Source organism: Fundidesulfovibrio sp. YSD1 (assembly GCF_055397115.1).
In genome coordinates this window covers 2,236,997-2,259,873 of sequence record NZ_AP043666.1, presented here as the reverse complement: position 1 = coordinate 2,259,873, position 22,877 = coordinate 2,236,997, and the positions used below count along the sequence as shown (strand labels likewise).

22 protein-coding genes are annotated in these 22,877 nt (G+C 67.0%); 12 read left to right on the top strand and 10 right to left on the bottom strand.

The window, feature by feature from the left end:
* Positions 1-4: 4 nt before the first annotated feature.
* Positions 5-700: an amino acid ABC transporter permease gene (locus ACZ5V4_RS10580; RefSeq protein ID WP_464314822.1), complete on the top strand. Its 696-nt coding sequence runs from the start codon at positions 5-7 to the stop codon at positions 698-700.
* A gap of 125 nt (positions 701-825) precedes the next feature.
* Here the strand turns inward: ACZ5V4_RS10580 and ACZ5V4_RS10575 are convergent, their stop codons facing one another.
* Entirely contained in the window at positions 826-1,074 is a 249-nt protein-coding gene (locus tag ACZ5V4_RS10575; RefSeq protein ID WP_464314821.1) for a hypothetical protein, read from the bottom strand.
* 174 nt (positions 1,075-1,248) lie between these two features.
* Between ACZ5V4_RS10575 and ACZ5V4_RS10570 the strand changes: the two genes are divergently transcribed.
* From ACZ5V4_RS10570 to cobA, 3 genes are read left to right on the top strand one after another with little or no spacing between them, the layout of a single operon-like run.
* A complete protein-coding gene (locus ACZ5V4_RS10570; protein WP_464314820.1) occupies positions 1,249-1,743 on the top strand; it encodes a peptidylprolyl isomerase in 495 nt (164 codons plus the stop codon).
* A gap of 6 nt (positions 1,744-1,749) precedes the next feature.
* Positions 1,750-2,127, top strand: coding sequence for a carboxymuconolactone decarboxylase family protein (locus tag ACZ5V4_RS10565; protein WP_464314819.1), 378 nt, complete (start codon positions 1,750-1,752; stop codon positions 2,125-2,127).
* A gap of 22 nt (positions 2,128-2,149) precedes the next feature.
* Positions 2,150-3,655: a uroporphyrinogen-III C-methyltransferase gene (cobA, locus tag ACZ5V4_RS10560; protein ID WP_464314818.1), complete on the top strand. Its 1,506-nt coding sequence runs from the start codon at positions 2,150-2,152 to the stop codon at positions 3,653-3,655.
* On the opposite strand, the gene ACZ5V4_RS10555 is transcribed toward cobA, so the two are convergent.
* Both ACZ5V4_RS10555 and ACZ5V4_RS10550 read right to left on the bottom strand, forming a co-directional pair.
* A complete protein-coding gene (locus ACZ5V4_RS10555; RefSeq protein WP_464314817.1) occupies positions 3,652-4,413 on the bottom strand; it encodes a DUF1828 domain-containing protein in 762 nt (253 codons plus the stop codon). The genes cobA and ACZ5V4_RS10555 overlap by 4 nt on opposite strands.
* Positions 4,410-4,847: a DUF6978 family protein gene (locus ACZ5V4_RS10550; protein WP_464314816.1), complete on the bottom strand. Its 438-nt coding sequence runs from the start codon at positions 4,845-4,847 to the stop codon at positions 4,410-4,412. The genes ACZ5V4_RS10555 and ACZ5V4_RS10550 overlap by 4 nt, the downstream gene beginning before the upstream one ends.
* 60 nt (positions 4,848-4,907) lie before the next feature.
* Here ACZ5V4_RS10550 and purN point away from each other — a divergent pair, with 60 nt between their 5' ends.
* The 5 genes from purN (at position 4,908) to ACZ5V4_RS10525 (ending at position 9,997) form a co-directional block, all read left to right on the top strand.
* Positions 4,908-5,585, top strand: coding sequence for a phosphoribosylglycinamide formyltransferase (gene purN / locus ACZ5V4_RS10545; protein ID WP_464314815.1), 678 nt, complete (start codon positions 4,908-4,910; stop codon positions 5,583-5,585).
* Positions 5,586-5,777: 192 nt separating this feature from the next.
* Positions 5,778-6,290 (top strand): MarR family winged helix-turn-helix transcriptional regulator, encoded by a 513-nt coding sequence (locus ACZ5V4_RS10540; protein WP_464314814.1) that lies wholly within the window; start codon positions 5,778-5,780, stop codon positions 6,288-6,290.
* A complete protein-coding gene (locus tag ACZ5V4_RS10535) occupies positions 6,287-7,363 on the top strand; it encodes an HlyD family secretion protein (RefSeq protein ID WP_464314813.1) in 1,077 nt (358 codons plus the stop codon). Before ACZ5V4_RS10540 ends, ACZ5V4_RS10535 begins: the two co-directional genes overlap by 4 nt.
* Positions 7,364-7,366: 3 nt before the next feature.
* On the top strand, positions 7,367-8,938 hold the full coding sequence (locus ACZ5V4_RS10530) for a DHA2 family efflux MFS transporter permease subunit (RefSeq protein WP_464314812.1): 1,572 nt from the start codon (positions 7,367-7,369) through the stop codon (positions 8,936-8,938).
* A gap of 36 nt (positions 8,939-8,974) precedes the next feature.
* Positions 8,975-9,997 carry an alpha-hydroxy-acid oxidizing protein gene (locus ACZ5V4_RS10525; protein ID WP_464314811.1) on the top strand — a complete coding sequence of 341 codons (1,023 nt, stop codon included), beginning with the start codon at positions 8,975-8,977 and terminating at the stop codon, positions 9,995-9,997.
* 241 nt (positions 9,998-10,238) lie between these two features.
* Here the strand turns inward: ACZ5V4_RS10525 and metW are convergent, their stop codons facing one another.
* Genes metW through ACZ5V4_RS10510 form a run of 3 tightly spaced genes read right to left on the bottom strand, consistent with a single transcriptional unit; the run spans position 10,239 to position 14,527 of the window.
* The gene (gene metW / locus ACZ5V4_RS10520) at positions 10,239-10,844 is read right to left on the bottom strand and encodes a methionine biosynthesis protein MetW (protein WP_464314810.1); all 606 of its coding nucleotides are present in this window, start codon (positions 10,842-10,844) and stop codon (positions 10,239-10,241) included.
* On the bottom strand, positions 10,841-12,019 hold the full coding sequence (gene metX, locus ACZ5V4_RS10515; protein WP_464314809.1) for a homoserine O-acetyltransferase MetX: 1,179 nt from the start codon (positions 12,017-12,019) through the stop codon (positions 10,841-10,843). Before metX ends, metW begins: the two co-directional genes overlap by 4 nt.
* A gap of 15 nt (positions 12,020-12,034) precedes the next feature.
* Positions 12,035-14,527, bottom strand: coding sequence for a hybrid sensor histidine kinase/response regulator (locus ACZ5V4_RS10510; RefSeq protein ID WP_464314808.1), 2,493 nt, complete (start codon positions 14,525-14,527; stop codon positions 12,035-12,037).
* Between the two features lie 220 nt (positions 14,528-14,747).
* On the opposite strand from ACZ5V4_RS10510, the gene ilvD reads away from it, so the two are divergent.
* Positions 14,748-16,412, top strand: coding sequence for a dihydroxy-acid dehydratase (gene ilvD, locus ACZ5V4_RS10505; protein WP_464314807.1), 1,665 nt, complete (start codon positions 14,748-14,750; stop codon positions 16,410-16,412).
* Positions 16,413-16,518: 106 nt separating this feature from the next.
* Here the strand turns inward: ilvD and ACZ5V4_RS10500 are convergent, their stop codons facing one another.
* Positions 16,519-17,232 (bottom strand): superoxide dismutase, encoded by a 714-nt coding sequence (locus ACZ5V4_RS10500; RefSeq protein WP_464314806.1) that lies wholly within the window; start codon positions 17,230-17,232, stop codon positions 16,519-16,521.
* A gap of 290 nt (positions 17,233-17,522) precedes the next feature.
* Here ACZ5V4_RS10500 and ACZ5V4_RS10495 point away from each other — a divergent pair, with 290 nt between their 5' ends.
* Entirely contained in the window at positions 17,523-17,777 is a 255-nt protein-coding gene (locus ACZ5V4_RS10495) for a hypothetical protein (RefSeq protein WP_464314805.1), read from the top strand.
* Positions 17,778-17,810: 33 nt separating this feature from the next.
* On the opposite strand, the gene ACZ5V4_RS10490 is transcribed toward ACZ5V4_RS10495, so the two are convergent.
* A complete protein-coding gene (locus ACZ5V4_RS10490; protein ID WP_464314804.1) occupies positions 17,811-18,536 on the bottom strand; it encodes a Mut7-C RNAse domain-containing protein in 726 nt (241 codons plus the stop codon).
* Here ACZ5V4_RS10490 and ACZ5V4_RS10485 point away from each other — a divergent pair.
* Complete coding sequence (locus ACZ5V4_RS10485) at positions 18,535-19,773, top strand: M48 family metallopeptidase (protein ID WP_464314803.1); 1,239 nt, start codon at positions 18,535-18,537, stop codon at positions 19,771-19,773. The genes ACZ5V4_RS10490 and ACZ5V4_RS10485 overlap by 2 nt on opposite strands.
* On the opposite strand, the gene ACZ5V4_RS10480 is transcribed toward ACZ5V4_RS10485, so the two are convergent.
* Both ACZ5V4_RS10480 and ACZ5V4_RS10475 read right to left on the bottom strand, forming a co-directional pair.
* On the bottom strand, positions 19,754-20,992 hold the full coding sequence (locus ACZ5V4_RS10480) for an EAL and HDOD domain-containing protein (RefSeq protein ID WP_464314802.1): 1,239 nt from the start codon (positions 20,990-20,992) through the stop codon (positions 19,754-19,756). The two genes, ACZ5V4_RS10485 and ACZ5V4_RS10480, sit on opposite strands and share 20 nt — an antisense overlap.
* Positions 20,993-21,054: 62 nt before the next feature.
* A complete protein-coding gene (locus ACZ5V4_RS10475) occupies positions 21,055-22,842 on the bottom strand; it encodes a SulP family inorganic anion transporter (protein ID WP_464314801.1) in 1,788 nt (595 codons plus the stop codon).
* Between the last annotated feature and the right edge of the window lie 35 nt (positions 22,843-22,877).

The following is a 22,877-nucleotide window of genomic DNA, read 5'->3' as shown; positions in this document are numbered from 1 at the left end:
AGCCATGCATTGGGACGTCGTCTGGAGGAACTTCGACTATTTCCTGTGGGGAGCCTTCCCCAGGGGGCCGCTGGGCGGCCTGTCCATGTCCATCCTCATGGCCCTGGGCGGCATCTTCGGGGCGTTCTGGCTGGGCCTGGGCGTGGGGCTTTGCAGGCTCTCCAAGCGGGCCTGGCTGCGCATCCCCTCCATGGTCTACATCGAGGTCATCAGGGGAACGCCCCTTCTGATGGTCATCTTCTGGTTCTACTTCCTGGCCCCGGTGATTCTGGGCAAGAGCCTGCCGGACTGGCAGTCGGCCATCGTGGCGCTCATCGTGTTCACCAGCGCCTACATCGCGGAGATCGTGCGCGCGGGCGTGCTCTCGCTGCCCAAGGGCCAGACCGAGGCCGCGCGGGGCTCGGGGCTTTCGCACTTCCAGACCATGGTGCACATCATCCTGCCCCAGGCGCTCTTCAACATGATCCCCTCGTTCGTGAACCAGTTCGTCTCCCTGACCAAGGACACGTCCCTGGCCTACATCATCGGCGTGACCGAGCTGACCAAGACCGCCACCCAGGTCAACAGCCGCACGCTCAAGGCCCCGTTCGAGATATTCATCACCGTGGCCGTGCTCTATTTCGTGGTCTGTTTCGTCCTGACCGAGCTCTCGCGCAGGCTGGAGGCCAGGATCAACCGCTACCAGGCCAGGGGGCGCTAGGCTTCGCGCGTCGCCGGCCAGGCCGGACGCTTCGCCAGGCACGAGGCCCTGGGCGCCTTGAAAGCGCCCAGGGCCTTTTTTCGTCTCCACGAAACGCGTTGATTTCGCGTTTTCGTCGTTTTCCGCTATTCGTCGCTCTCGCTCATGGTGCGCACGCAATAGAGCTTGTCCCAGGCGTAATAGGAGTTGATGGACTCCTTTCCGCTCTTCTCGGTCACGCGCAGGAACTCCTCGCCCAGAAACAGCGTGGCCAGTTCGTACACCTTGCCCTCGTTGATCTGAATCCTGAGCCCCTTGCGAAGCTTGCGCGAAAGCGTGCCGTGCACGGGCATGGATGCGTATTCAAACACTTTTTCCCAGGTGGCCTTGTTCATTACTCTCCCCCTTGAGGTGATCGATGAGTCCCTCCTACCACGACTCGGGTTACGGTTCACGCAATATTTGACATTTTTCGCAATTAATACCGGTTTTCGCCGGGGATGGACTCCAGGGCCGATGTGCGCTAGATGGCCCACACGCAATCAGAACTCTGCAAGGAGCGCACGAACATGGTACTGATGGAAACCTCCATGGGCCTGATCACCATCGAACTCTACCCGGACAAGGCCCCGGCCACGGTGGCCAACTTCCTCCAATACGTGGACGACGGCTTCTACGAGGGCACCATCTTCCACCGCGTCATCGACAACTTCATGATCCAGGGCGGCGGCATGAGCCCCACCATGAAGGAGAAGCCCACCAACGCCCCCGTGATCAACGAGGCCGACAACGGGCTCTCCAACCTCACCGGCACCCTGGCCATGGCCCGCACCATGGACCCCCACAGCGCCACCGCGCAGTTCTTCATCAACGTGAACGACAACCTCTTCCTCGACCACAAGGGCAAGACCCCCGAGGGCTGGGGCTACTGCGTGTTCGGCAAGGTGGTGGACGGCATGGACGTGGTGAACAAGATCAAGAAGGTGCGCACCAAGCGCGTGGGCTACCACGACGACGTGCCCGCCGACCCGGTGACCATCAACAGCGTCCTGCGCGAGGAATAACCCTCCGTGGGGGAAGACCGCATCGGGAAGGGCCGGGAGATCCTGGCCCGGCTCGAACCCGGCAACGAGGCGCGCCTGCGGGAGCTCTTCGCGGGCGTGGCCCCGGACATGACCGAGATCATCCTGGGCTTTTTCGGCGACGTGTACGCCCGGCCCGGGTTGTCCATGCGCGAGCGCATGCTCGTGACGCTCTCGGCCATCGCGGCCCTGGGCCATGCCCAGCCCCAGCTGGCGGCCCACGTGCGAAACGCCCTGAACGCCGGGCTCAGCCGCGAGGAAATCGCGGAAGTCTTCATGCAGATTGCCGGATACGCCGGTTTCCCGGCGTCGCTCAACGCCCTGTCCACGGCCAAGGCCGTGTTCGAGCAGGACGCAAACCGCTAAACCGCCCCAAGGCTTTTCCACCATGCCCAACGTCTACCTGATCGGCGCGGGACCCGGCGACCCGGGACTTCTCACCCTCAAGGCCAAACACGTGCTGGAGACCGCGGACGTGCTGGTCTACGACTACCTGGCCAACAAGGCCTTCCTGGACTTCAGGCGTCCCGACGCGGAAGTGATCTACGTGGGCAAGAAGGGCGGGGACCACACCCTGGCCCAGGGCGACATCAACAAGCTCCTGGTGGCCAAGGCCCGGGAGGGCAAGGTGGTGGCGCGCCTGAAGGGCGGCGACCCCTACGTGTTCGGGCGCGGGGCGGAAGAGGCCGAGGAGCTCCTGGACGCGGGCCTGACCTTCGAGGTCATCCCGGGCGTGACCAGCGCCGTGGCCGCCCCGGCCTACGCGGGCATCCCCATCACGCACCGCAAGTTCGCCTCCTCCGTGAGCTTCATCACCGGCCACGAGGACCCCACCAAGGACGAGTCCGCGCACAACTGGCCCGCCCTGGCCCAGGCCGCGTCCACCCTGGTGTTCTTCATGGGCGTAAAGAACCTGCCCGAGATCTCGAAAAGGCTCATCGCCGGAGGGCGCGACCCCAAGACCCCCGCCGCCCTGGTGCGCTGGGGCACCACCTGCCGCCACCGCTCCATGGTCTCCACCCTGGAGGACATCCCGGCCGAGGCCAAGCGCCAGGGCTTCAAGGCCCCGTCGCTCCTGGTTGTGGGCGAGGTGGTCGGGCTGCACGACAGGCTCAACTGGTTCGAGAAGCGCCCCCTGCTGGGCAAGGGCGTGGTGGTCACCCGCTCGCGCGAGCAGGCCAGCGACCTGGTGCGCACCCTCACGGACATGGGCGCGTGCGCCTGGGAGTTCCCCACCATCGAGGTGGAGCCCCTTCAGGACACCGCGCCCGTGCGCGAGGCCCTCGGGCGGCTCTCCTGCTTCGACTGGCTGGTGTTCACCTCGGTCAACGGGGTGAAGTACTTCTGGCACGAACTTGCCGCCATGGGCCTGGACGCGCGTGCCCTGGGCACGCTCAAGGTGGCGGCCATCGGCCCGGCCACGGCCCAGGCCCTGGCCGAGCGCGGCATCCGCGCAGACTTCGTGCCGGACAAGTACATCGCCGAGTCCGTGGTGGAGGGCCTGCTGGCCCTGCAGATCGGCGGGCGCAAGGTGCTCATCCCCCGCGCGGCCAAGGCCCGCGAGGTGCTGCCCGAGGAGCTGGCCAAGGCCGGGGCGCTCGTCGAAGTGCTCCCGGTCTACGAGACCAAGCTCGCCCAGCAGGACCCGGACGAGGTCGTCGCGGCCATCGAGGAGGGCGAGATCCACTATCTCACCTTCACCAGCTCCTCCACGGTGGACAACTTCTTCGCCATGATCCCGGCCGAGCGCATCGTGCCCCTGCGCGGCAAGCTCAAGATCGCCTGCATCGGCCCCATCACGGCGGCCACGCTCGGCAAGCACGGCTTCACGCCGGACATCCAGCCCGAGAAGTACACCATCCCGGCGCTGGCCAAGGCCCTGGCGGAGGGCTAATTGACTATTTCAGGCAGTAGTTCTGAACGGTTACCCCACAGAACCGGGATAACTTCGTAGGACTTGAGTGCATCCAACACCGCTGGAGAGATGGGCTTCTTGTCATTCAAGACAGCAAAAGCCCTAGTCCCAGGACGACGGACCTCTCTTGTATCTACCCAGGCCCAAGCAAACGACTCAACAGTTGCTCTGCTTGGATTGGTAACAACCTGAAGGACGCGCTCAGGATATTCTTTCGATCTTGGGATCACAAAATCAAAATAGTGATCATACCGAGATTTGCCAGTAATTTTTACACTAGGTGTATAACGAATATGATTTTCATCAAGCCATTTTTCCACATCCTCAAAAAACAAACTTACAACATTTGACTCCGCGAGACTAAATAAATCATTTATTGCAAGCATTGCTTGCAATAAATTATGCTTTTTAAGGGAAAAATTGTTTTTTCTTGCAATAACTGTAATGCTTTTCCCATCAAAGTCGACTCCAAATCCATTCAAAACCGTTTGCAGTAACGCTTTTCGCTTTGGCGTACTCAGGGAGCATCCAGAGTTGTTTAAGTCGGCGATGATATAGCCATCATCTGTCATAAGAAAATCATCGCCCTGTTGCCTTACATAGATTTGCAACAAATCGTTATGGCGATCAACAAATGGCGTCGTGACCTCAGTCCACTCGCCAGTCTGCTTGACGACGGTTTTCTCCTTAAGCCACTTGAGATATTCATCCACTAACCCTCTAACTTCATTATTCATTGCATTAATGTCCGATATATTGTTGGCCTGTCTACAATATTACAATATGCCATGAAATCATCCAGAGTCAAGTAAAGGTCATCAATGCTTGCAAAACGCGTAAGCTCGACGGGGTATGCCCATTTAACATCATACCCCTCGCGATAAATATGAATATGTGGGCAAGGCATCTCCTCGCCGTCGGGATTGCGATGTGGAGGACCCTCTAAATCTAACCTGACCAGCACGATGCTCTTCCTCACGCGATTCTGATACGTTGCTTTGTTGAGTACAATTCCACTATGCGTTATATCCAACATAAAGTTTTCCTGGCGATCTCTAGAGCTCAAAGGTATTCTTAATGACCTTCCAGGGAAAGGGAAATGATGAGGAGCTGTGTCTACCCTAATTTTCTCCATCTCCATCAATCGGTCAGCTTCGGCTTGAGTGAGCATCGTTGCCTCCTCGCCTTTCGATAGTCGATAACTTGGCTACATACAAGCGAAGGAATACGCATGAAGCCGATGAGAATCGCGGTCCTGGTCTCGGGCTCGGGGTCGAACCTCCAGGCCGTCATCGACCGCATCGAGGACGGGGCGCTGGACGCGCGCGTAAGCCTGGTGCTCTCCAACAAGGCGGACGCCTACGGCCTGGAGCGCGCCCGCAGCCACGGCCTGCCCGCCCTGTGCATGCCCCACACCGACTACCCCGGCCGCCTGGAGTTCGACCGGGCCATGGTCCGGGCCATCAAGGACTCCGGGGCCGAGGCCGTGGTCCTGGCCGGGTTCATGCGCCTGCTCTCGTCCGAATTCCTGGGGGCCTTCCCCGGCCGGGTGCTGAACATCCACCCGGCGCTCCTGCCGAGCTTCCCGGGCGTGAACGGCCAGCGCGACGCCGCGGACTACGGCGTGAAGATCGCCGGGTGCACCGTGCACTTCGTGGACGAGATCATGGACCACGGCCCCGTGGTCATCCAGGCCGCCGTGCCCGCCTACCCGGGAGACGACGCCCAGAGCCTGGGCGCGCGCATCCTCAAGTGCGAACACCGCGTGCTGCCCCAGGCCATCGCCTGGCTGGCCGCCGACCGCCTGCGCATCGAAGGCCGCAAGGTGCGCCTGTTGCACGCGGACGTGCCCAAGGCCGCACCGCCCGAGGGCGCGCTCGTGAGCCCGCCCCTGGAACAGGGCTTCTAGCCTCGAGGCCCCATCCGGTCCCGGCGCCCTTGTCGGGGCTTTTTTTCTTTTCAATACAACCCCTTGCATCCACGCGGCGACTTTTTTCCATACCCGGCGTAACCCGCTGCCTGTAAAAAACGACGAGAGATTGTTCGCTTTACAAACATTAGCAGGCTAACAGATAGTCAGCGAACATTGACGGAGGCGATCATGATTCTCAAGGAATTGCCCAGCTACCAGACCCTTGTCGAGCGCGCCAAGCGCTACCCCACGATGAACATCGCCGTGGCCGAGGCCTACCTGCACGTGTTGCGCACGGGAACCCTGCTGCACCACTGCGTGGAAAGAAGCCTCGCCAAGCGCGGCCTGTCCTACGGCCGGTTCATGATCCTCAACCTCTTGAGCCGCGAGCCCGAGCCCGTGCCGGTGTGCAAACTGGCCGAAATGGTCGGCGTGACCACGCCCACGGTGTCCGCCGTGCTCTCGGGCATGGTCCGCGACGGCCTGGCCGAGCGCATCGAGGACCCGGCTGACCGGCGCGTGGTGCGCATCGGGCTTTTGCCGCAGGGCCAGCGTATCCTGGACGAAATGCTGCCCGGAATCTTCACGCACCAGACCGAGGTCATGTCCGGCCTCGACGACGAGGAATTGAAGACCCTGGTCACGCTTCTCTCCAAGGTACGCCTGGACGCGACCAACTGCTCGGAGGTCCTCGCGAAGTGAGCCCGGACCAGCTGAAGAACGCCGCCGCCGTACGGGCGGCCATGGCTGAAGGTTCCAGGGGCAGGGCCGCGCTGGCCCTGGTGGCCGTGCTCGCCCTGGCGGCCGCGGGGGCCGCGGGCCTGTGGTGGTGGAACGCGCGCTCCGTGGAGCACACCGACGACGCCTTCATCGCCGGCCACGTGACCAGCGTTTCGGCCCAGGTGGCCGGGCGCGTGGTGGAGGTGGCCGTGCAGGACAACCAGCGGGTCAAGGCCGGGGACGTGCTCGCGCGCCTGGACACGGCCACGTTCCAGGCCAAGGCCAACCAGTCCCGGGCGGACCTGGCCGAGGCCGAGCAGAAGCTGCGCGAGGCCCGCTCGCAGCACCAGGCGTCCAGGGCCCTGGCCGAGCAGGCCCGGGCCGACGCGGGCGCGGCCGAGGCCCAGGCCTCCAACGCCTCCACGGACCTCACGCGCTACAACCGCCTGGTGGTCACGGGCGCGGTCTCCCAGCAGGCCCGTGACAACGCCGACACCCTGGCGCGCACCACCTCCTCCTCGCACCAGGCCGCGCGCAAGCGCGTGGCCGCCTCCGAGGCCCAGGCCGCGCTGGCCGAGGTGCAGATCGAGACGGCCGCCGCGGCCGTGGACAAATGCCGCGCGGCCCTGGAAAAGGACCTCCTGGACCTCTCCTACGCCACGGTGACCGCGTCCGTGGACGGCAAGGTCACCAGGAAGTCCGTGGAGCCCGGGGACTACGTGCAGGCGGGCCAGGCCATGCTCAGCCTCGTGGGCGACGGCGTGTGGGTGGTGGCCAACTTCAAGGAGACCCAGATCAAGGGCATGCAGCCCGGCCAGCACGTGGACATCGCCGTGGACGCCTACCCCGGCCGCTCCTTCGCGGGCCGCGTGGACAGCATCCAGGCCGGGACCGGGGCGGCCTTCAGCCTGCTGCCCCCGCAGAACGCCTCGGGCAACTACGTGAAGGTGGTGCAGCGCGTGCCCGTGAAGATCGTGTTCTCGCCCGCCCCCCCGGCGGAAGGGCTGCACCTGGCCCCGGGCATGTCCGTGGTGCCCACGGTGCGCGTGCACTAGGCCATGTCCCACCAAGCCGAACCCTGGAAACCCTCGGCCGGGCTCGGGGCCATCGCCATGGCCGTGATGCTGCCCACCATCATGGAGGTGCTGGACACCACCATGGCCAACGTGGCCCTGCCGCACATGGCGGGCACGCTCTCCGCCAGTCAGGAGGAGGCCACCTGGGTGCTCACCAGCTACCTGGTGGCCAACGCCGTGGTGCTGCCCATGACTGGCTGGCTCTCCGTGCGCATGGGGCGAAAGCGCTTCCTGCTCGCGTGCGTGGTGCTCTTCACCCTGGCCTCGGCCTGGTGCGGCGCGGCCACGACCATGCCCATGCTCATCCTCGCGCGCATCGTCCAGGGCGCGGCGGGCGGCGCGCTCCAGCCGCTCTCCCAGGCCATCCTCCTGGAGAGCGCCCCCCCGGCCAAGCGCGGCGTGGCCATGGCCATCTTCGGCATGGGCGTGGTGGTGGCCCCCATCGTGGGGCCGACGCTCGGCGGCTGGATGACGGACAACTACTCCTGGCGCTGGATGTTCTACATCAACCTCCCCGTGGGCGTACTGGCCTTCCTCTTGTGCAAGGCCGTCATCGAGGACCCGCCGTACCTGGCCACCGCGCGCAAGCGCCAGGGCTCCGTGGACTACGTGGGCTTCGGGCTCATGGCCGTGTGGCTGGCCACACTCCAGGTGGTGCTGGACAAGGGCCAGCAGGAGGACTGGTTCGCCGCGCCCTGGATCGTCTGGTTCTCCGTGCTCTCGGCGGCCTCCATGGCGGCGTTCGTGCTCTGGGAGCTCAAGGCCAAGCACCCCATCGTGAACCTCAGGGTGCTGAAAAACGCCAACCTCGCCACGGGCACGGTGATGATGACGCTTCTCGGCATGGTGCTCTACGCCACCATCACCCTCCAGCCGCTCTTCCTGCAAAGCCTCATGGGCTACTCGGCCATGGACAGCGGCCTGGCCCTGAGCCCGCGCGGCATCGGGGCCATCGTGGCCATGATGCTGGTGGGCAGGCTGATCGGCAAGGTGGACTCGAGGCTCCTCATCACCGCCGGGTTCGCCATCCTGGCCGGGGTGTCCTTCCACTTCGCGGGCATCAACCTGGAGATAGACAAGGCCCACATCGCCTGGCCCAACGTGATCATGGGCCTCTCGCTGGGGTTCATCTTCGTGCCCCTGACCACCACGGCCATGGGCGGGCTGCCCCAGGACCAGATGGGCAACGCCTCGGGCATCTTCAACCTGATGCGCAACATCGGGGGCGGCATCGGCATCTCCATCGTCACCACCATGGTGGCGCGCGGCGCGCAGACGCACCAGACGCACCTCTCGGCCAACCTGGCCCCCACGAGCCCCAGGCTCCAGGAGTTCCTGGGCGGCGCGCAGGCCTACCTGGCCCAGTTCATGGACCCGGTGCAGGCCAAGCAGGCTTCGCTCGCGCTCCTCCAATCCTTGCTCGGGCAACAGGCCAGCCTGCTTGCCTACCTCGACAGTTTCCGGCTCCTTGGGGTAGTGAGCCTGGCGTGCCTGCCGGGCATCCTGATCCTGCGCTCGCGCAAGGCGGGCGCGGGCAACGTGCCCCTGCACTGAGGACAAAGCGACAACAGCAAAAATACGGAGGCGTGTATGGACATGGCCGCGATGCGCAAGAAAGCGCGCGACGAAATGAAGGGATACTGCCGGGTCTGCCCGGTGTGCGACGGCCGCGTCTGCGCGGGAGAGGTTCCCGGCATGGGCGGCGCGGGCTCGGGCCAGGCCTTCATGGCCAACCTGGAGGCCTTGAAGGCCCTGCGGCTCAACCTGCGCACCATCCACGGCGTGAAGCAGGCCGACACATCCTTCACCTTCCTGGGCCTGGACCTCTCCATGCCCATCCTGGCCGCGCCCATGACCGGCGTGGCCTACAACATGGGCGGGAAGCTCGCCGAGGACGTGTTCATCCGCATGATCGTCGAGGGCTCCATGGCCGCCGGGACCATGGGCACCTGCGGCGACGGCGCGGACGCCGCCATGTACGAGAGCGGCCTCGCGGCCATCGCGGACAAGGGCGGGCACGGCGCGGCCTTCATCAAGCCCCGCCAGCAGGACCAGGTGCTCGCGCGCATCCGCCAGGCCGAGGAGGCCAAGGTTGCGGCCGTGGGCATGGACGTGGACGGCGCAGGGCTCATCACCATGGCCCTCAAGGGCCAGCCCGTGGGGCCCAAGACCTTCGTGGAGCTCAAGGAGCTGATCGACTCCACAACCCTGCCCTTCATCGTCAAGGGCGTCATGACCCCGGACGAGGCCCAGCTGGCCGTGGGCGCGGGCGCGGCGGCCATCGTGGTCTCCAACCACGGCGGGCGCGTGCTCGACCACACCCCGGGCGCGGCCGAGGTGCTGCCCGAGATCGCGGCCAAGGTGAAGGGGCGCGCGGTGATCCTGGCCGACGGTGGCGTGCGCACGGGCGCGGACGTCTTGAAGCTTCTGGCCCTGGGAGCCGACGCGGTGCTGGTGGGACGCCCCCTGGCCGTGGGAGCGTTCGGAGGCGGCGCGGAAGGTGTGGCCGCCGTGCTCAAGAAGATGCAGGCCGAGCTGGTCTCGGCCATGCTGCTCACCGGAACGGCCAACGTGCGCGAAGTGTCGGCCGACATTCTCTTCAGGAAAGACTGATGCCTCCGGCGGCCGGGGGGAGAAGCCTCCCCCCGGACCCCGGCGGTTGGCTTCGGCATTTTCCCGCCCTTTCCGGATTTATTTCTCTTCCCCTCTCACCGTCCGCACGTACGCGCGCGACCCGTCGCCCTGGGCCGGCGAGGCAGGAGGCGGGCGGCGACGGATCGTCTTCAAATCGGTCCTAGCCGCCTGACGCCTGGCTCGCCGGCCCAGGGCGACGGGTCGCGCACAACGAAGCCCTTCAGCTCCGGCCGAGCAGGAATATCCCGTACGTGGCCCGCACGTTGGCCATCCAGGAGAGCACCACGCCTCCTCCGGTGGCCGGGTCCGTCTTCACGGCCGCCGCCTCCAGGATCGGAAACCCGTACCGGTTGCAGAACGAGATGAAGTCCTTGAAGGCGATCACCCGGATGTTCGGCGTATCGTGCCACTCGTAGGGCAGCTCCGGGGTCACGGGCGCGCGCCCCAGGAAGAAATGCTGGCACCGGCAACGCCAGTGCGCGAAGTTCGGAAAGCTCACCACCGCCTTCCTGCCGACCCTGAGCATCTCCTGGATGAGCGGCATGGGCTCCGGCACCTGCTGCAGGGTCTGCGAGAGCACCACGAAGTCGAAGGACTGGTCCGGGTAGCCCTTGACCTCCTCCGCGATGTCGCCCTGAAGGATGGACACCCCTCTGGCGATGCCCGCCGCGGCGCGGTTCTCGTCGCGCTCCACGCCGAAGCCCCGCACCTGCTTGGCCGCGTAGAGCATCTCCAGAAGCTCCCCCTGGCCGCAGCCCAGGTCCAAGACGCGCGAGCCGGGCGCTATCCACGAGGCGATCAGGTCCAGGTCGTAGCGGCGGGTCACGAGAGGGCTCCTTGCAGGTCGCGCCGGGTGCGCTCCAGGTGGCCGGAGATGAGGCCGCTTAGACGCGGGTTGTCCAGCAGGAAGGCGTCGTGCCCCCATTGGGCCTCGATCTCGCAGAAGCTCACGTCGCGGCCCGCGCGCTTGAGCGCCTGCACCAGCTCGCGCGACTGGTAGGTGGGGTAGAGCCAGTCCGAGCTGAAGGAGACCACCAGGAAGCGCACGTCCCCGCGCGAGAAGGCCTTTGTCAGCGAGCCCGCGCCGTGGGTGGCGGCCAGGTCGAAGTAGTCGGCGGCGCGGGTGATGTAGAGGAAGGAGTTGGCGTCGAAGCGCTCTACGAACTTGCGCCCCTGGTAGCGCAGGTAGGACTCCACCTGGAAGTCCGCGTCGAAGCTGAAGGAGAAGTCTCCCCGGTCCTGGAGCCCCCGGCCGAACTTCTGGCGCATGGCCTCGTCCGAGAGGTAGGTGATGTGGCCGATCATGCGCGCCACGGCCAGGCCGTGGGCGGGCTTGCCGGCGGCGTAGTAGTCGCCGCCGTTGAAGCAGGGGTCGGCCACGATGGCCTGCCTGGCCACCTCGTGGAAGGCGATGTGCTGGGCCGTGTGCCTGGCCGCCGTGGCCAGGGGGATGGCCGAGACCACCATCTCCGGGAAGCGCGCGGCCCAGTCCAGCACCTGCATCCCGCCCATGGAACCGCCGATGACGGCCAGGAGCCTCTTGACGCCCAGATGCTCGAGGAGCGCCCGCTGGGCGCGGACCATGTCGCCGATGGTCAGCACCGGGAACGAGAGTCCCCAGGGGGCGCCCGTGGCCGGGTTGACGCTGGCCGGGCCGGTGGAGCCCATGCACCCGCCGAGCACGTTGGAGCAGACCACGAAATATTTGTCCGTGTCGATGCCCTTGCCCGGCCCGACCATCACCTCCCACCAGCCGGGTTTGGGGTCGGAAGGCGAGTAGACCCCGGCCGCGTGGGAGTCGCCCGTGAGCGCGTGGCAGACCAGCACGGCGTTGGAGCCGTCCGGGGAGAGCTCCCCGCAGGTTTCGTAGGCCAGGGTCACGGGGCCGATCTGGGCGCCGCTTTCCAGGGGGAAGGGGTCGTTCTGGGCGAAGGTGAAGAAGCGCTTCTCCACCTGCCCCACGCCCGCGCCGTCCAGGGAGTGCTGTACGTATTCGCTCATGGTGCGCCAGCTCCCTCAGGGGTTGTCCAGGCTGGCAAGGGCCGCGCCCACGCGGGCCTCCAACACTGTCAGGAGTTCGCGCGCCGCGCCCGGGCGGGCCTCCCTGGCGGCCTCCTCCAGTTGGGCCGAGGCCTTCTCCACCGCGGTGGCGCAGACCACGGAGGCCATGCCCTTGAGGGTGTGCGCGCCCTTGGAGGCCTCCCGCATGTCCTGCCCGGCCACGGCGCCCCGGATCTTCTCCAGGCAGGCCGGGGCGTTCTTGCGGAAGAGTTCCAGAAGCTCGGGCAGGAACTCCTGCATGCCCGCGAAGCGCTGGGCCTGGAGCTCCGTGTCGAAGGGCCGCGCGGATTCCAGGCGGGCCTGGCCGCTTCTCGTGCGGCACTGCTCCCCGCCCCGGTAGGAGCTTGTGATCTCGCGCACGGTGCGGTCGAAGGCCTCAAGGTCCAGGGGCTTGGAGAGGTAGGCGTTCATGCCCGCCTCCAGGAAGCGCTCCTGGTCGCCCTTCACGGCGTGGGCCGTGACCGCCACGATGGGAATGGTCGGGTCGAAGGCCGAGCCGTCGTGGGCGCGCACGGCCATGGTGGCCTCCAGGCCGTCCATCTCGGGCATGGACACGTCCATGAGCACCAGGTCGAAGCAGCCCTTGGCCAGGGCCTCCAGCGCCTGCCTGCCGTTGGACACGGCGCGCACCTCGTGGCCGCGCATGCGCAGGAACTTCACGGCGAAGCGCTGGTTGAGCTCGTTGTCCTCGGCCAGCAGGATGGAGAGGGCCTTGTGCCGGGGCTCCTCGGGCCGCGCCCGGGGGAGCTCTTCCCTGCCCGGCCCGTCCTCTGACATGAGTTCGGCCAGGATGGAGAAGCTGAAGCGCGAGCCTTTGCCGAGCGTGCTCTCCACCGCGATGGACCCGCCCAGCAGGTCCACCAGGCGCTTGCAGATGGCCAGGCCCAGGCCCGTGCCGCCGTAGGACTTGGTGGTGGTCAGGTCGGCCTGGGTGAAGGTGTCGAAGATCACCCCGAGCTTGTCCTCGGCGATGCCGATCCCCGTGTCCTCCACGCAGAAATTGATGGTGGCGAAGGTGCTGCCCGCGTCGTCGACCATCCTGCCGGGGCTCGGCCAGACCCTGAGCGTCACGGAGCCCTGGCGGGTGAACTTGATGGCGTTGCCCGTCAGGTTGACGAGCACCTGCCTGAGCCTGTCGGGGTCGGAGAAGATGCGCCTGGGCGTCGCCGGGTCGATCTCCAGGGAGAGCTTGAGCCCCTTGCGCTCCGCCGGGATGGCCATGGTGCGCACCGTGGCGTTGAGCGAGGGCCAGAGGTCGAAGGGGTCGATCTTCAGGTCCACCTTGCCCGCCTCGATCTTGGAGAGGTCCAGGATGTCGTTGATGATGGCCAGGAGCGCCTGGGAGGCCGTCTCCACGTCGCTCAAGAGCTCGCGCTGCTCGGGCCTGAGCGGGCTCTCCATGAGAAGCCTGGTCATGCCGACGATGGCGTTCATGGGCGTGCGGATCTCGTGGCTCATGTTGGCCAGGAACTCGCTCTTGGTGGTGCTGGCGCGCTCGGCAGCCTCCTTGGCGGAGCGCAGCTCCTCCTCCAGGCGGCTGTTTTCCGTGATGTCCTCGGCCAGCCCGACCAGGCGGTAGATGGCCCCGGACTCGTCGCGCACCGGGAAGGCCCTGGCCCAGGCCCAGCGGACCGAGCCGTCGGGCCGCACCACCCGGAAACGCTCCGAGAACTTCTCGCCCGTGACCCTGAGCCTGCGCATGGCATCGAGCATGCGGTCGCGGTCCTCGGGGTGGACGGTGCGCACGAAGAGCGAGGGGTCCTCGTACATTTCAGTGGCGGGCCTGCCCCAGATGTCGGGGAAGGCCGGGGAGACGTAGAGGATCTTCTCGGTGGCCACCTCGCGCACCCAGAACACCTCGCGGATGTTCTCCACCAGCTGCCTGAAGCGCGCCTCCGAGGACTTGAGCCGCTGCTCGGCCATGACGCGCTCGGTGATGTCCGTCACGGCCGAGAGCATCACCGCCCCCGTCTCGCGCTGGTCCACGGCCAGGGAGTGCACGGACGCGCACACGGCCTTCCCGTGCGGGCCACGCAAGGTGAGCTCGCAGGACTGGGGCGTCCTCTTCTCGAACACGTTCGTCACGTGCCGCTGGAACACCCCCCGGCTTCCCGGGGCCAGGCAGGCATGCAGGGACTTGAACGCCATGTTCTCCGGGGCCTCGCCGAACAGCCCCGCCGCAGCCAGGTTCGCCTCCAGGATGAGGCCCTCCCTGTCCAGGACGAAATAGCCAAGGGGAGCGAGCGAATGAAGCTGGCGGTACCACTCGAGGGAGCGCTCGAGTCCGGCGCCGCGCCGTTCGAGTTCCTCGTTGCGGGCCAGGGCTTGTTCCACCAGCCGCCGCAGGGCTTCCAGGCGTTCCCCGGCCGTGGCCGGATCGAGATCGTTCAGGAGCGCTTCGGCCCGCGCTCGCAGGGCCGTGTCCGAATCGTTGCTACTGCCGGTCATTTTGTACTCCGCATCGCCGACGCCGACGGCGCGGGGAGACGCCGCAAGGCCCGTATTCCGGGCCTGCGCCCCCCTGCGCATCAATTTTGCCTCATCACACTTTTTCGGCAAAAGCTCAACCGGGAGCGGAAGAAAAGCCGCTCCCTCCGCCGGTTTTCATGGATGACAACCGGCCCCCCTTGGGGCTATCCAGCCCTTTCATCCCACCCAAGGAGCCCACATGAGAAGCCACCTGATGACCGGAGGGATCGAGAAGGCCCCGCACCGTTCCCTGCTCCACGCCCTGGGGCTCACCCGCGAGGAGATGAAGCGGCCCCTGGTCGGGATCGTCAATTCCGCCAACGAGGTCGTGCCCGGACATATCCACCTGGACACCATCGCCACGGCCGTGAAGGCGGGCGTGCGCATGGCCGGGGGCACCCCCCTGGAATTTCCCGCCATCGGCGTGTGCGACGGCCTGGCCATGAACCACGCGGGCATGCGGTTCTCCCTGCCCAGCCGCGAGTTGATCGCCGACTCCATCGAGATCATGGCCACGGCGCACCCCTTCGACGCGCTCGTGCTCATCCCCAACTGCGACAAGACCGTCCCGGCCATGCTCATGGCCATGCTGCGCCTGAACATCCCGTCCGTGCTCGTGTCCGGCGGGCCCATGATGTCCGGCTCCTTCGGGGGCAAGCCCGTGGACCTGATCAGCGTGTTCGAGGCCGTGGGCCGCGTGAAGACCGGCGAGATGACCGAGGCCGAACTCGACGACCTGGAGACCCGCGCCTGCCCGGGCTGCGGCTCCTGCTCGGGCATGTTCACGGCCAACTCCATGAACTGCCTGGCCGAGTCCATCGGCCTGGCCCTGCCCGGCAACGGCACCATCCCGTCCGTTTCGGCCGAGCGCGTGCGCCTGGCCAAGAACGCGGGCATGAAGGTCATGGAGCTCCTGGAAAAGGACATCAAACCCCGCGACATCGTCACCGAGGCCGCCGTGTCCAACGCCGTGACCATGGACATGGCGCTCGGCTGCTCCACCAACACCGTGCTGCACCTGCCCGCCATCTTCGCCGAGGCCGGAATCGACCTGACCCTGGACATCTTCGACAAGGTCAGCGCACGCACCCCCAACCTCTGCAAGCTCTCCCCGGCCGGACACCACCGCATCGTGGAGGACCTGCACCGCGCGGGCGGCATCCCGGCCGTGATGAACGCCCTGGTGGCGCGCGGGCTCATCGACACGAGCCCCATGACCGTCACCGGGCTCACCGTGGGCGAAAACCTCGAGCGCATCAAACCCGTGATCACCGACCCCGACGTGATCCGCGACGCCGCCCCCTACTCGCCCCAGGGCGGCATCGCCGTGCTCAAGGGCTCGCTCGCCCCGGACGGCGCGGTGGTCAAGCAGTCCGCCGTGGCCCCGGAGATGATGAAGCGCACCCTCACCGCGCGCTGCTTCGACTCCGAGGAGGACGCCTACAAGGCCATCCTTGCGGGCGAGATCAAGAAGGGCCAGGCCCTGATCATCCGCTACGAAGGCCCCCAGGGCGGCCCGGGCATGCGCGAGATGCTCTCGCCCACGGCGGCCATCATGGGCATGGGCCTGGGCTCGGACGTGGCGCTCATCACCGACGGGCGCTTCTCCGGCGGCACGCGCGGCCCGGCCATCGGCCACGTCTCCCCCGAGGCGGCCGAGGGCGGGCCCATCGGGCTCGTCCGGGACGGGGACACCATCGAGGTGGACATCCCGGCCCGCAGGCTGGACCTGATGGTCGGCGAGGAAGAGTTGAGCAAGCGCCGCGCCGCCTTCAAGCCCGTGGAAAAGCCCCAACCCTCGGGGCTGCTCAGGCGCTACGCCCGGTCGGTGAAGTCCGCGGCCCACGGCGCGGCGTACAAATAGACAGCTTCGCGGGCATCACCGCCCACTTGAAATAATCGAAGGCCCCTTGATCCGCTTGAGCGGATCCAGGGGCCTTCGATTCGTTAGATAATTATCCTTGTCGCCGCTAGCCCAGATTCTTGGCCACGAAATCCCAGTTGGCCAGCTTCTCGATCACGTCCTTCACGTAGTCCGCGCGCCGGTTCTGGTAGTCCAGGTAGTAGGCGTGCTCCCACACGTCCACGGTCCAGAGCGGTTTCTGGCCGTTGACCATGGGGTTCATGGCGTTGGGGGTCTTGACCACCTTGAGCTGCGTTCCTTCGGCCACCAGCCAGGCCCAGCCGCTGGCGAACTGGGTCATGGCCGCGTCCAGGAAGGCCTCCTTGAACTTGTCGAAGGAGCCGAAGGAGGTGTTTATGGCGTCGGCCAGCTTGCCCGAGGGCGCGCCGCCTCCGCCTTTCTTCAGGCCCGAAAAGTAGAAGGTGTGGTTCCAGGACTGGGCCGAGTTGTTGAAGAGCCCCATGGCGGCCGCGTCCTTGGCCGCGTCCAGGAACACCTTCTCCAGGCTCATCCCGGCCGAGGGCTTGTCGGCCAGGGCCTTGTTCATGTTGTCGTAGTAGGCCTTGGTGTGCTTTCCGTAGTGGAACGAGAGGGTCTTGGCCGATATCACGGGTTCCAGGGCGTCCTCGGGATAGGGCAGGGCGGGGATGGGGAACACGGCTCCTCCTTGCGCTTGCGCGCCTTGCGGTGAAAATGCGCCCAGCGCGGCCATTGCGGCGGCCGACGCCGCCAGGGTGTTGAACTGCCTGCGGGTAAGGCCTTTCACGGTCTCAGGGTCCATCTGGGCCTCCGGTTGGCTCGGCCGCGCATGGGCGGCCGAAGATTTTGCATGGTCACTTTCATGCGCGACGCGGGCGAAGGTGTCAAGGCAGGCGGGAGGGAGCGGTTTCATGAAACCGATGCGGCGCGGGGCGTCATGCCCCGCCGGGTCCAGGGCTCAAGTCCTGGCGGCGGTCTCCGGGGGCAGCGCCTGCCGGGAAATCGGCGCGACTACCCGACCTTCGACCAAGGGGGCGCGCACATGCGGCGAGCCCCCGTTTTACCCGATGACAGAACACGGCCCCCCTGGCCGTGAAGACCGAGGTTATTTCAACGGACAACAGCAATCTGCGACAATACCGCGGGGTGCTGGAAGGGGACCAGCGCGTGGAGGCGCGCATCCCCGAAGGCCCTTTCAAGGGCCGCGCGGTCTGGGCGGATAACCTTTTCCCGGGCAAGCTGTTCAAGGCCGGGGACAAGGCCCTGGTGGCCCCGTTCACGGCCCTGACCGGAGCCTGGCTCACGAGCGCGGGAAAACCCGCCGCGCCAGCGGCCGGGAGGGGGTGAACGCCCGGCCCGGTTGCCCGCGAGCCGTTCGCCTCAGGGAGCGATGATCCTTTGGGCCATGGCCGCCATCTTGGCGTGGTGCGACCCCGCCCAGTAGACGCGCCCGCAGGACGGGCAGCGGGTGAACGCGTGGTAGTGCGCGCGGGTCAGGGGCAGAAGCAGGTGCAGCACGTCGGCCTTATGCGCGCGCCCCAGGGGGACGTTGCAGCGCACGCAAAGGCTCATGGGGTTTACAAGCGACGAAAGCCCGAAGAAGCGCACAACGTCCCGGGCCTGCTCCACGGGGTCGGCCAGCCGTACCAGCCTGCCCCACTGCACGGCCTTGCGCCGGAGCACGCCCCGGTCCATGGTCAGCACCACTCGCCCCTCGTCATGAGCGAGCCTTGCCAGGTCCGCGTCCTTTCTCGCGTTGTCGTAGGCCGTGTCGATGCCCAGAAGGCGCAGGTACGTGGCCAGCCTGCCAACGTTGACGTCGGCCAGGAACCTGAGCGCGCCCAGGGGTTCGCGCAGCGCGCCAGGCGCGGTCACGTCCACGGGCGGGGTCCCGGGCCGGACATGCACGGCCTGGCCCGGTTCAAGAAGCATGGAGAATCCCACGGGTTGCCCATCCGCCTCCAGGGAGTATACTTCCGTGTGCGGCACGCCCAGCGCCTCGACGACGTCCTTGACCGACGCCCGGCGCGTGACGGCGTAGGGCCTGCACCCGCCCCCGGCAAGCTCCTCGAGCTCACCGTGAAAATGGAGAATCGCCGTGTTCATGAACGGTTACGTTTTCGCTGTCCTTGGTTCGCTCTGCCTTGCCTGGGCCATAACAGGGCTTGCGCGCCACTACAACGTGCGCGCCCTTAAGGCCGGGCTTCCGCCCGAGTTCGCGGGCGTGTTCGACCCCGTGGAGTACGAAACCTCCCAGCGCTACCTGCGCGCCGGGGCCAGGCTCGAATGGGCGCGCGAGAGCTTCGACCTGGCCCTGGTGTGCGCCTTCGCCCTGGCGGGCGGGTTCGGCTGGCTGGACGCGCTTGTGCGGGATGCGGGCTTTGGCCCGGTGGCTTCCGGGCTCATGTTCCTGGGTGCGCTTTCCCTGGCCCAGTCCACCCTGGGGTTGCCCTTCGACGTCTACGGCACCTTCGTCCTGGAGGAGCGCTTCGGGTTCAACAAGACCACCTGGCGCGTCTTCGTCGCGGACCGGGTCAAGGGCCTGCTTCTCGGCGCGGTGCTGGGCGGGGCCCTCTTGGCTGCGGTGCTCTGGGCCTACGGCACGCTGGGCCCCCATGCCTGGCTCGCTGCCTGGGCCGTGATCGCTGCCTTCACCCTGGTGATGCTCGTGGTGGCCCCGGTGTGGATCCTGCCGCTCTTCAACCGCTTCTCCCCCCTGCCCGAGGGCGAGTTGCGCCGGGCCATCGAGGACTACGCCGCTCGCGCGGGCTTCAGCCTGGGGGGCATCTTCGTCATGGACGGCTCCAAGCGCTCGAGCAAGGCCAACGCCTTTTTCACGGGCATCGGCAAGCGCAAGCGCATAAGCCTCTACGATACGCTCATCGACAAGATGACGGTGGAACAGGTGGTGGCGGTGCTGGCCCACGAGATGGGGCACGCGAGGCTGGGGCACATCCGCAAGGGATTCGTGCTGGCCATGGCCAAGATGGGGCTCGTGCTCTGGGTGTTGCAGCTTTTCCTGGAGGGGGCGGCAGTGCAGCGGGCCTTCGGGGTGGCCGAGCCGTCGGCCTACGCGGGACTCGCGCTCTTCGGGCTGGCCTACCAGCCCCTGGCGCTTCTTCTGGGAGTGCTGGCCAACATGGCCTCCCGGCGCTTCGAATTCGAGGCGGACGCCTATGCGGCCCATGGCCCGGGAGGGGCCAAGGCCCTGGCTTCGGCGCTGGTCACGCTCTCCAAGGCCAACCTCTCGAACCTCACCCCGCACCCGCTCACGGTCTGGCTGCACTACAGCCATCCGCCCGTGGTGGAGCGCATCCGCGCGCTTACGACCCCATCCGCTTGACCGAGGCCGCGAACTCCATGGCCTGCCCGTAGCTCTCGGCGGCCAGCTCCGCCGGGATGCCGAGTTCGGCCAGGGCGCGCTCGAGCCCGGGCCAGTCGCCCTGCTCGAAGGAATGCGCCATCACGAGCCACGAGGCCATCGGCCCCTGGCCCGTTTCCAGGGCGCGCATCACGTCGTCGTCCAGGGGCAGCCCGGAGAGCACCTCGCTCATGGGCGCCTGGAGCAGCGCGTCCAGGAGCGAGAAGAGCCCCAACGTGAAGAGGTTCTCGGCGTCCGGGGCGGACCTGCCCAGGCCCTTGGCCGTGAGCTCGAAGAAGCGCGCGCGCTGGAGCGCCAGGAAGGACAACTCCTCGGACTTGCCCGAAGGCGAGAGGTCGGTCAGGGCGATGACCCGGAGCCAGTTCTTGAGCTGCTTCCAGCCGAGCACCATCACGGCCCTGGGCACGGAGAGCGTGGCCATCTTCTGCCCGTGCAGGGGGGAGTTGAGATAGCTGAGCAGCCGGTAGGTGATGGAGACGTCCGTGCGAATGGCCTCGCCCAGGGACTCCTCGTCGGGCTGGTCGGACTGGGTCAGGCGCAGAAGCTTGAGCCGCGCCAGCTCGTTGGAGGCGAGCCTGCGGCCGGGCACCACCTCGGGGCGCTTGAAGAAGTAGCCCTGGAACAGCGCGAACCCGAGCTTCTTGCAGAGCGCGAAGGCCTCGGCGTCCTCCACCTTCTTGGCCATGGCCGCGATCTTGCGCTCCTGCACGGGCTTGAGGAGTTCCGCCAGCTCCTCGGGCGAGGAGCCCAAGAAGTCGATCACCGCGATGTCGGCCACGTCCAGGAGCGCCTGGGCCTCGGGGCGCGCCCTGAAACCGTTCACGGCCACCATGCAGCCCTCGGCGCGAAGCGCGCGCAGGGCGTCCAGCAGGGCGTCGTCCAGAAGCACGGTCTCGTCCACCTGCACCACGGTGCGCGCGGCGGGCAGGGCGTAGGGGGCCTTGTCCAGGATGGTGCGCCGCCCGAAATTGACCATGATCTTCTGCCCGCCCGAGAGGTCCCCGGGCTGCCACTGGAAGGCCCCGGCCAGCACGGTCAGGGTGGCGGCGTCCATGTCCGCGAACACGGCCTGGGTCGAGCCCAAGGCCTGGCGGTAGAGCAGTTCGTGGCCGAACACGCTAAGCGAAGCAGTGAAAACAGGCTGGCGCGCGAACAGGGGCGGGGTGGGCATCGATTCCATGGTGCGGGCACACTATACGCACGAGCCCCAGGGCGCAACAGCGCCCTGGGGCGGCGGGAGGGCTATTCCAGCGGGCAGTATCCGTCGCTTATGGCCTGGCATTCCCTGAAGACCTTCACCGTGCAGCGGCAGCAGATTGAATAATCTATATGCTTGAGCACCTCTCGAAGCGCCTCTGCCTTGCTCTTGAACACCTGGTCGCGCCCCAGGCCCTGCATGCACCCGCCCCGGCGCAGGGTGTCCAGGACCTCCTGCTTGAGCGAGCAGAGGTAGAGCTTGCGGCCTTCCTTCTCCAGGCTGGACTCCTGGCGGAAGACCATCTCGCAGCCCGTGACGTCGATGAAGTTCACGCCGCTGGCCACCAGGATCACGTGCTTCTGCTGTCGCGACCCGGACAGGATCTGGTCCAGTTCCTCGGAGATGTGGCTCACGGCCCCGAAGAAGATGGAGCCGTCCAGGCGCAGGATCTTCACCTGGGGGCACTCGGGCAGGTCCCTGCCCGCCACGTTGGAGAGGTGGCGCTTGTTGCCCGCCACCTCCGGGGCCAGGGTGATGAAGTGCGGGTGCGAGGTGCGGTTCAGGTAGAAGAGCAGCGAGAGCATGACGCCAGCGAACAGGGCGAACTCCAGGTTGACGGCCAGGCACGACACGGCGGTGACGCCCATGACCAGGGACTCCTGGTTGCTGGTGCGCACCACGCGCTCGATGTCGCGCACGTGGATGAGCCCCCCCGCCACCACCAGGAGCGCCCCGGCCACGGCGGCCATGGGCAGGTGCGCCGTGAGCGGGGCCACCAGCAGCACGCACAGGGCCACGGCCACGGCCGAGAACACTGCTGCCATGGGCGTCTTGGCCCCGGCCTGCACGTTCACCCCGGTGCGCGTGAACGACCCGGACGAGGCGTAGGCCGAGAAGAAGCTGCCCGCCATGTTGGAGAGGCCCTGGCCGATGAACTCCTGGTTGTTGTCGAGCTTCTGGCCCGTGCGGGCGGCCACGGCGCGGGCAATGGCCACGGCCTCGGCCAGCCCCAGCATGGCAACCGCCAGCGCGCCCGGCACCAGGTCGCCCGCCGAACTGAGCCCGGCCAGCGGCCAGGAGAGCGGCGGCAGCCCGCCCGGCAACGCCCCGGCCATGGCCAGGCCCTCGGCCTCGCCGCCCAGGGCCCAGGCCAGGGCGCTGGCCGCCACCATGGCGAAGAGGAGCCCGGGCAGGCGCGGATGGCGCTTGCGGAAGTAGAGCGCCACGCCGAGCGCGGTCAGGCCCACGGCCAGCGAGGCCGGGTTGGCCCTGGCCGCCGCCCCGGGCAGCGCGCCTAAAAGCGCGCCCACGCCGCCCCGGGGCAAGGGCACGCCCAGGAGGTGGCTCATCTGCCCGAGCGCGATGAGCACGGCCGCGCCCGCCGTGAAGCCCGTCATCACTGCCTGGGACACGAAGTTGATCAGCCCGCCCATGCGGGCAACGCCGAGCATCAGCTGAAAGGCCCCGGCGAGCAGCGTGAGCGAGAGCGCGAGCCCCACGTAGGCCGGGCTGAACGGTTCGGCCATGACCGAGATGTTGGCGAAGACCACGATGGAGATGGCCGTGGTGGGCCCGGAGATCAGGTGGTGGCTGGAGCCGAAGAGCGCGGCCAGGATGGTCGGCACGATGGCCGTGTACAGGCCGTATTCCGGGGGCAGCCCGGCCACCAGGGCGAAGGCCACGCCCTGGGGCAGCACGATGACGGCCCCGGTGAGCCCGGCGATCAGGTCCGCCTTCAGGGAGGCCTTGTCCAGGCGCTCGCGCCAGACGCAGCACTCGGGGAGCTTCAGGCGGCCCTTGACGGCGTCGAGCACTGATCGCAACTGGGACATGGCGGCTCCGGGGAGGAAATTGAGCCTTCCCAGTT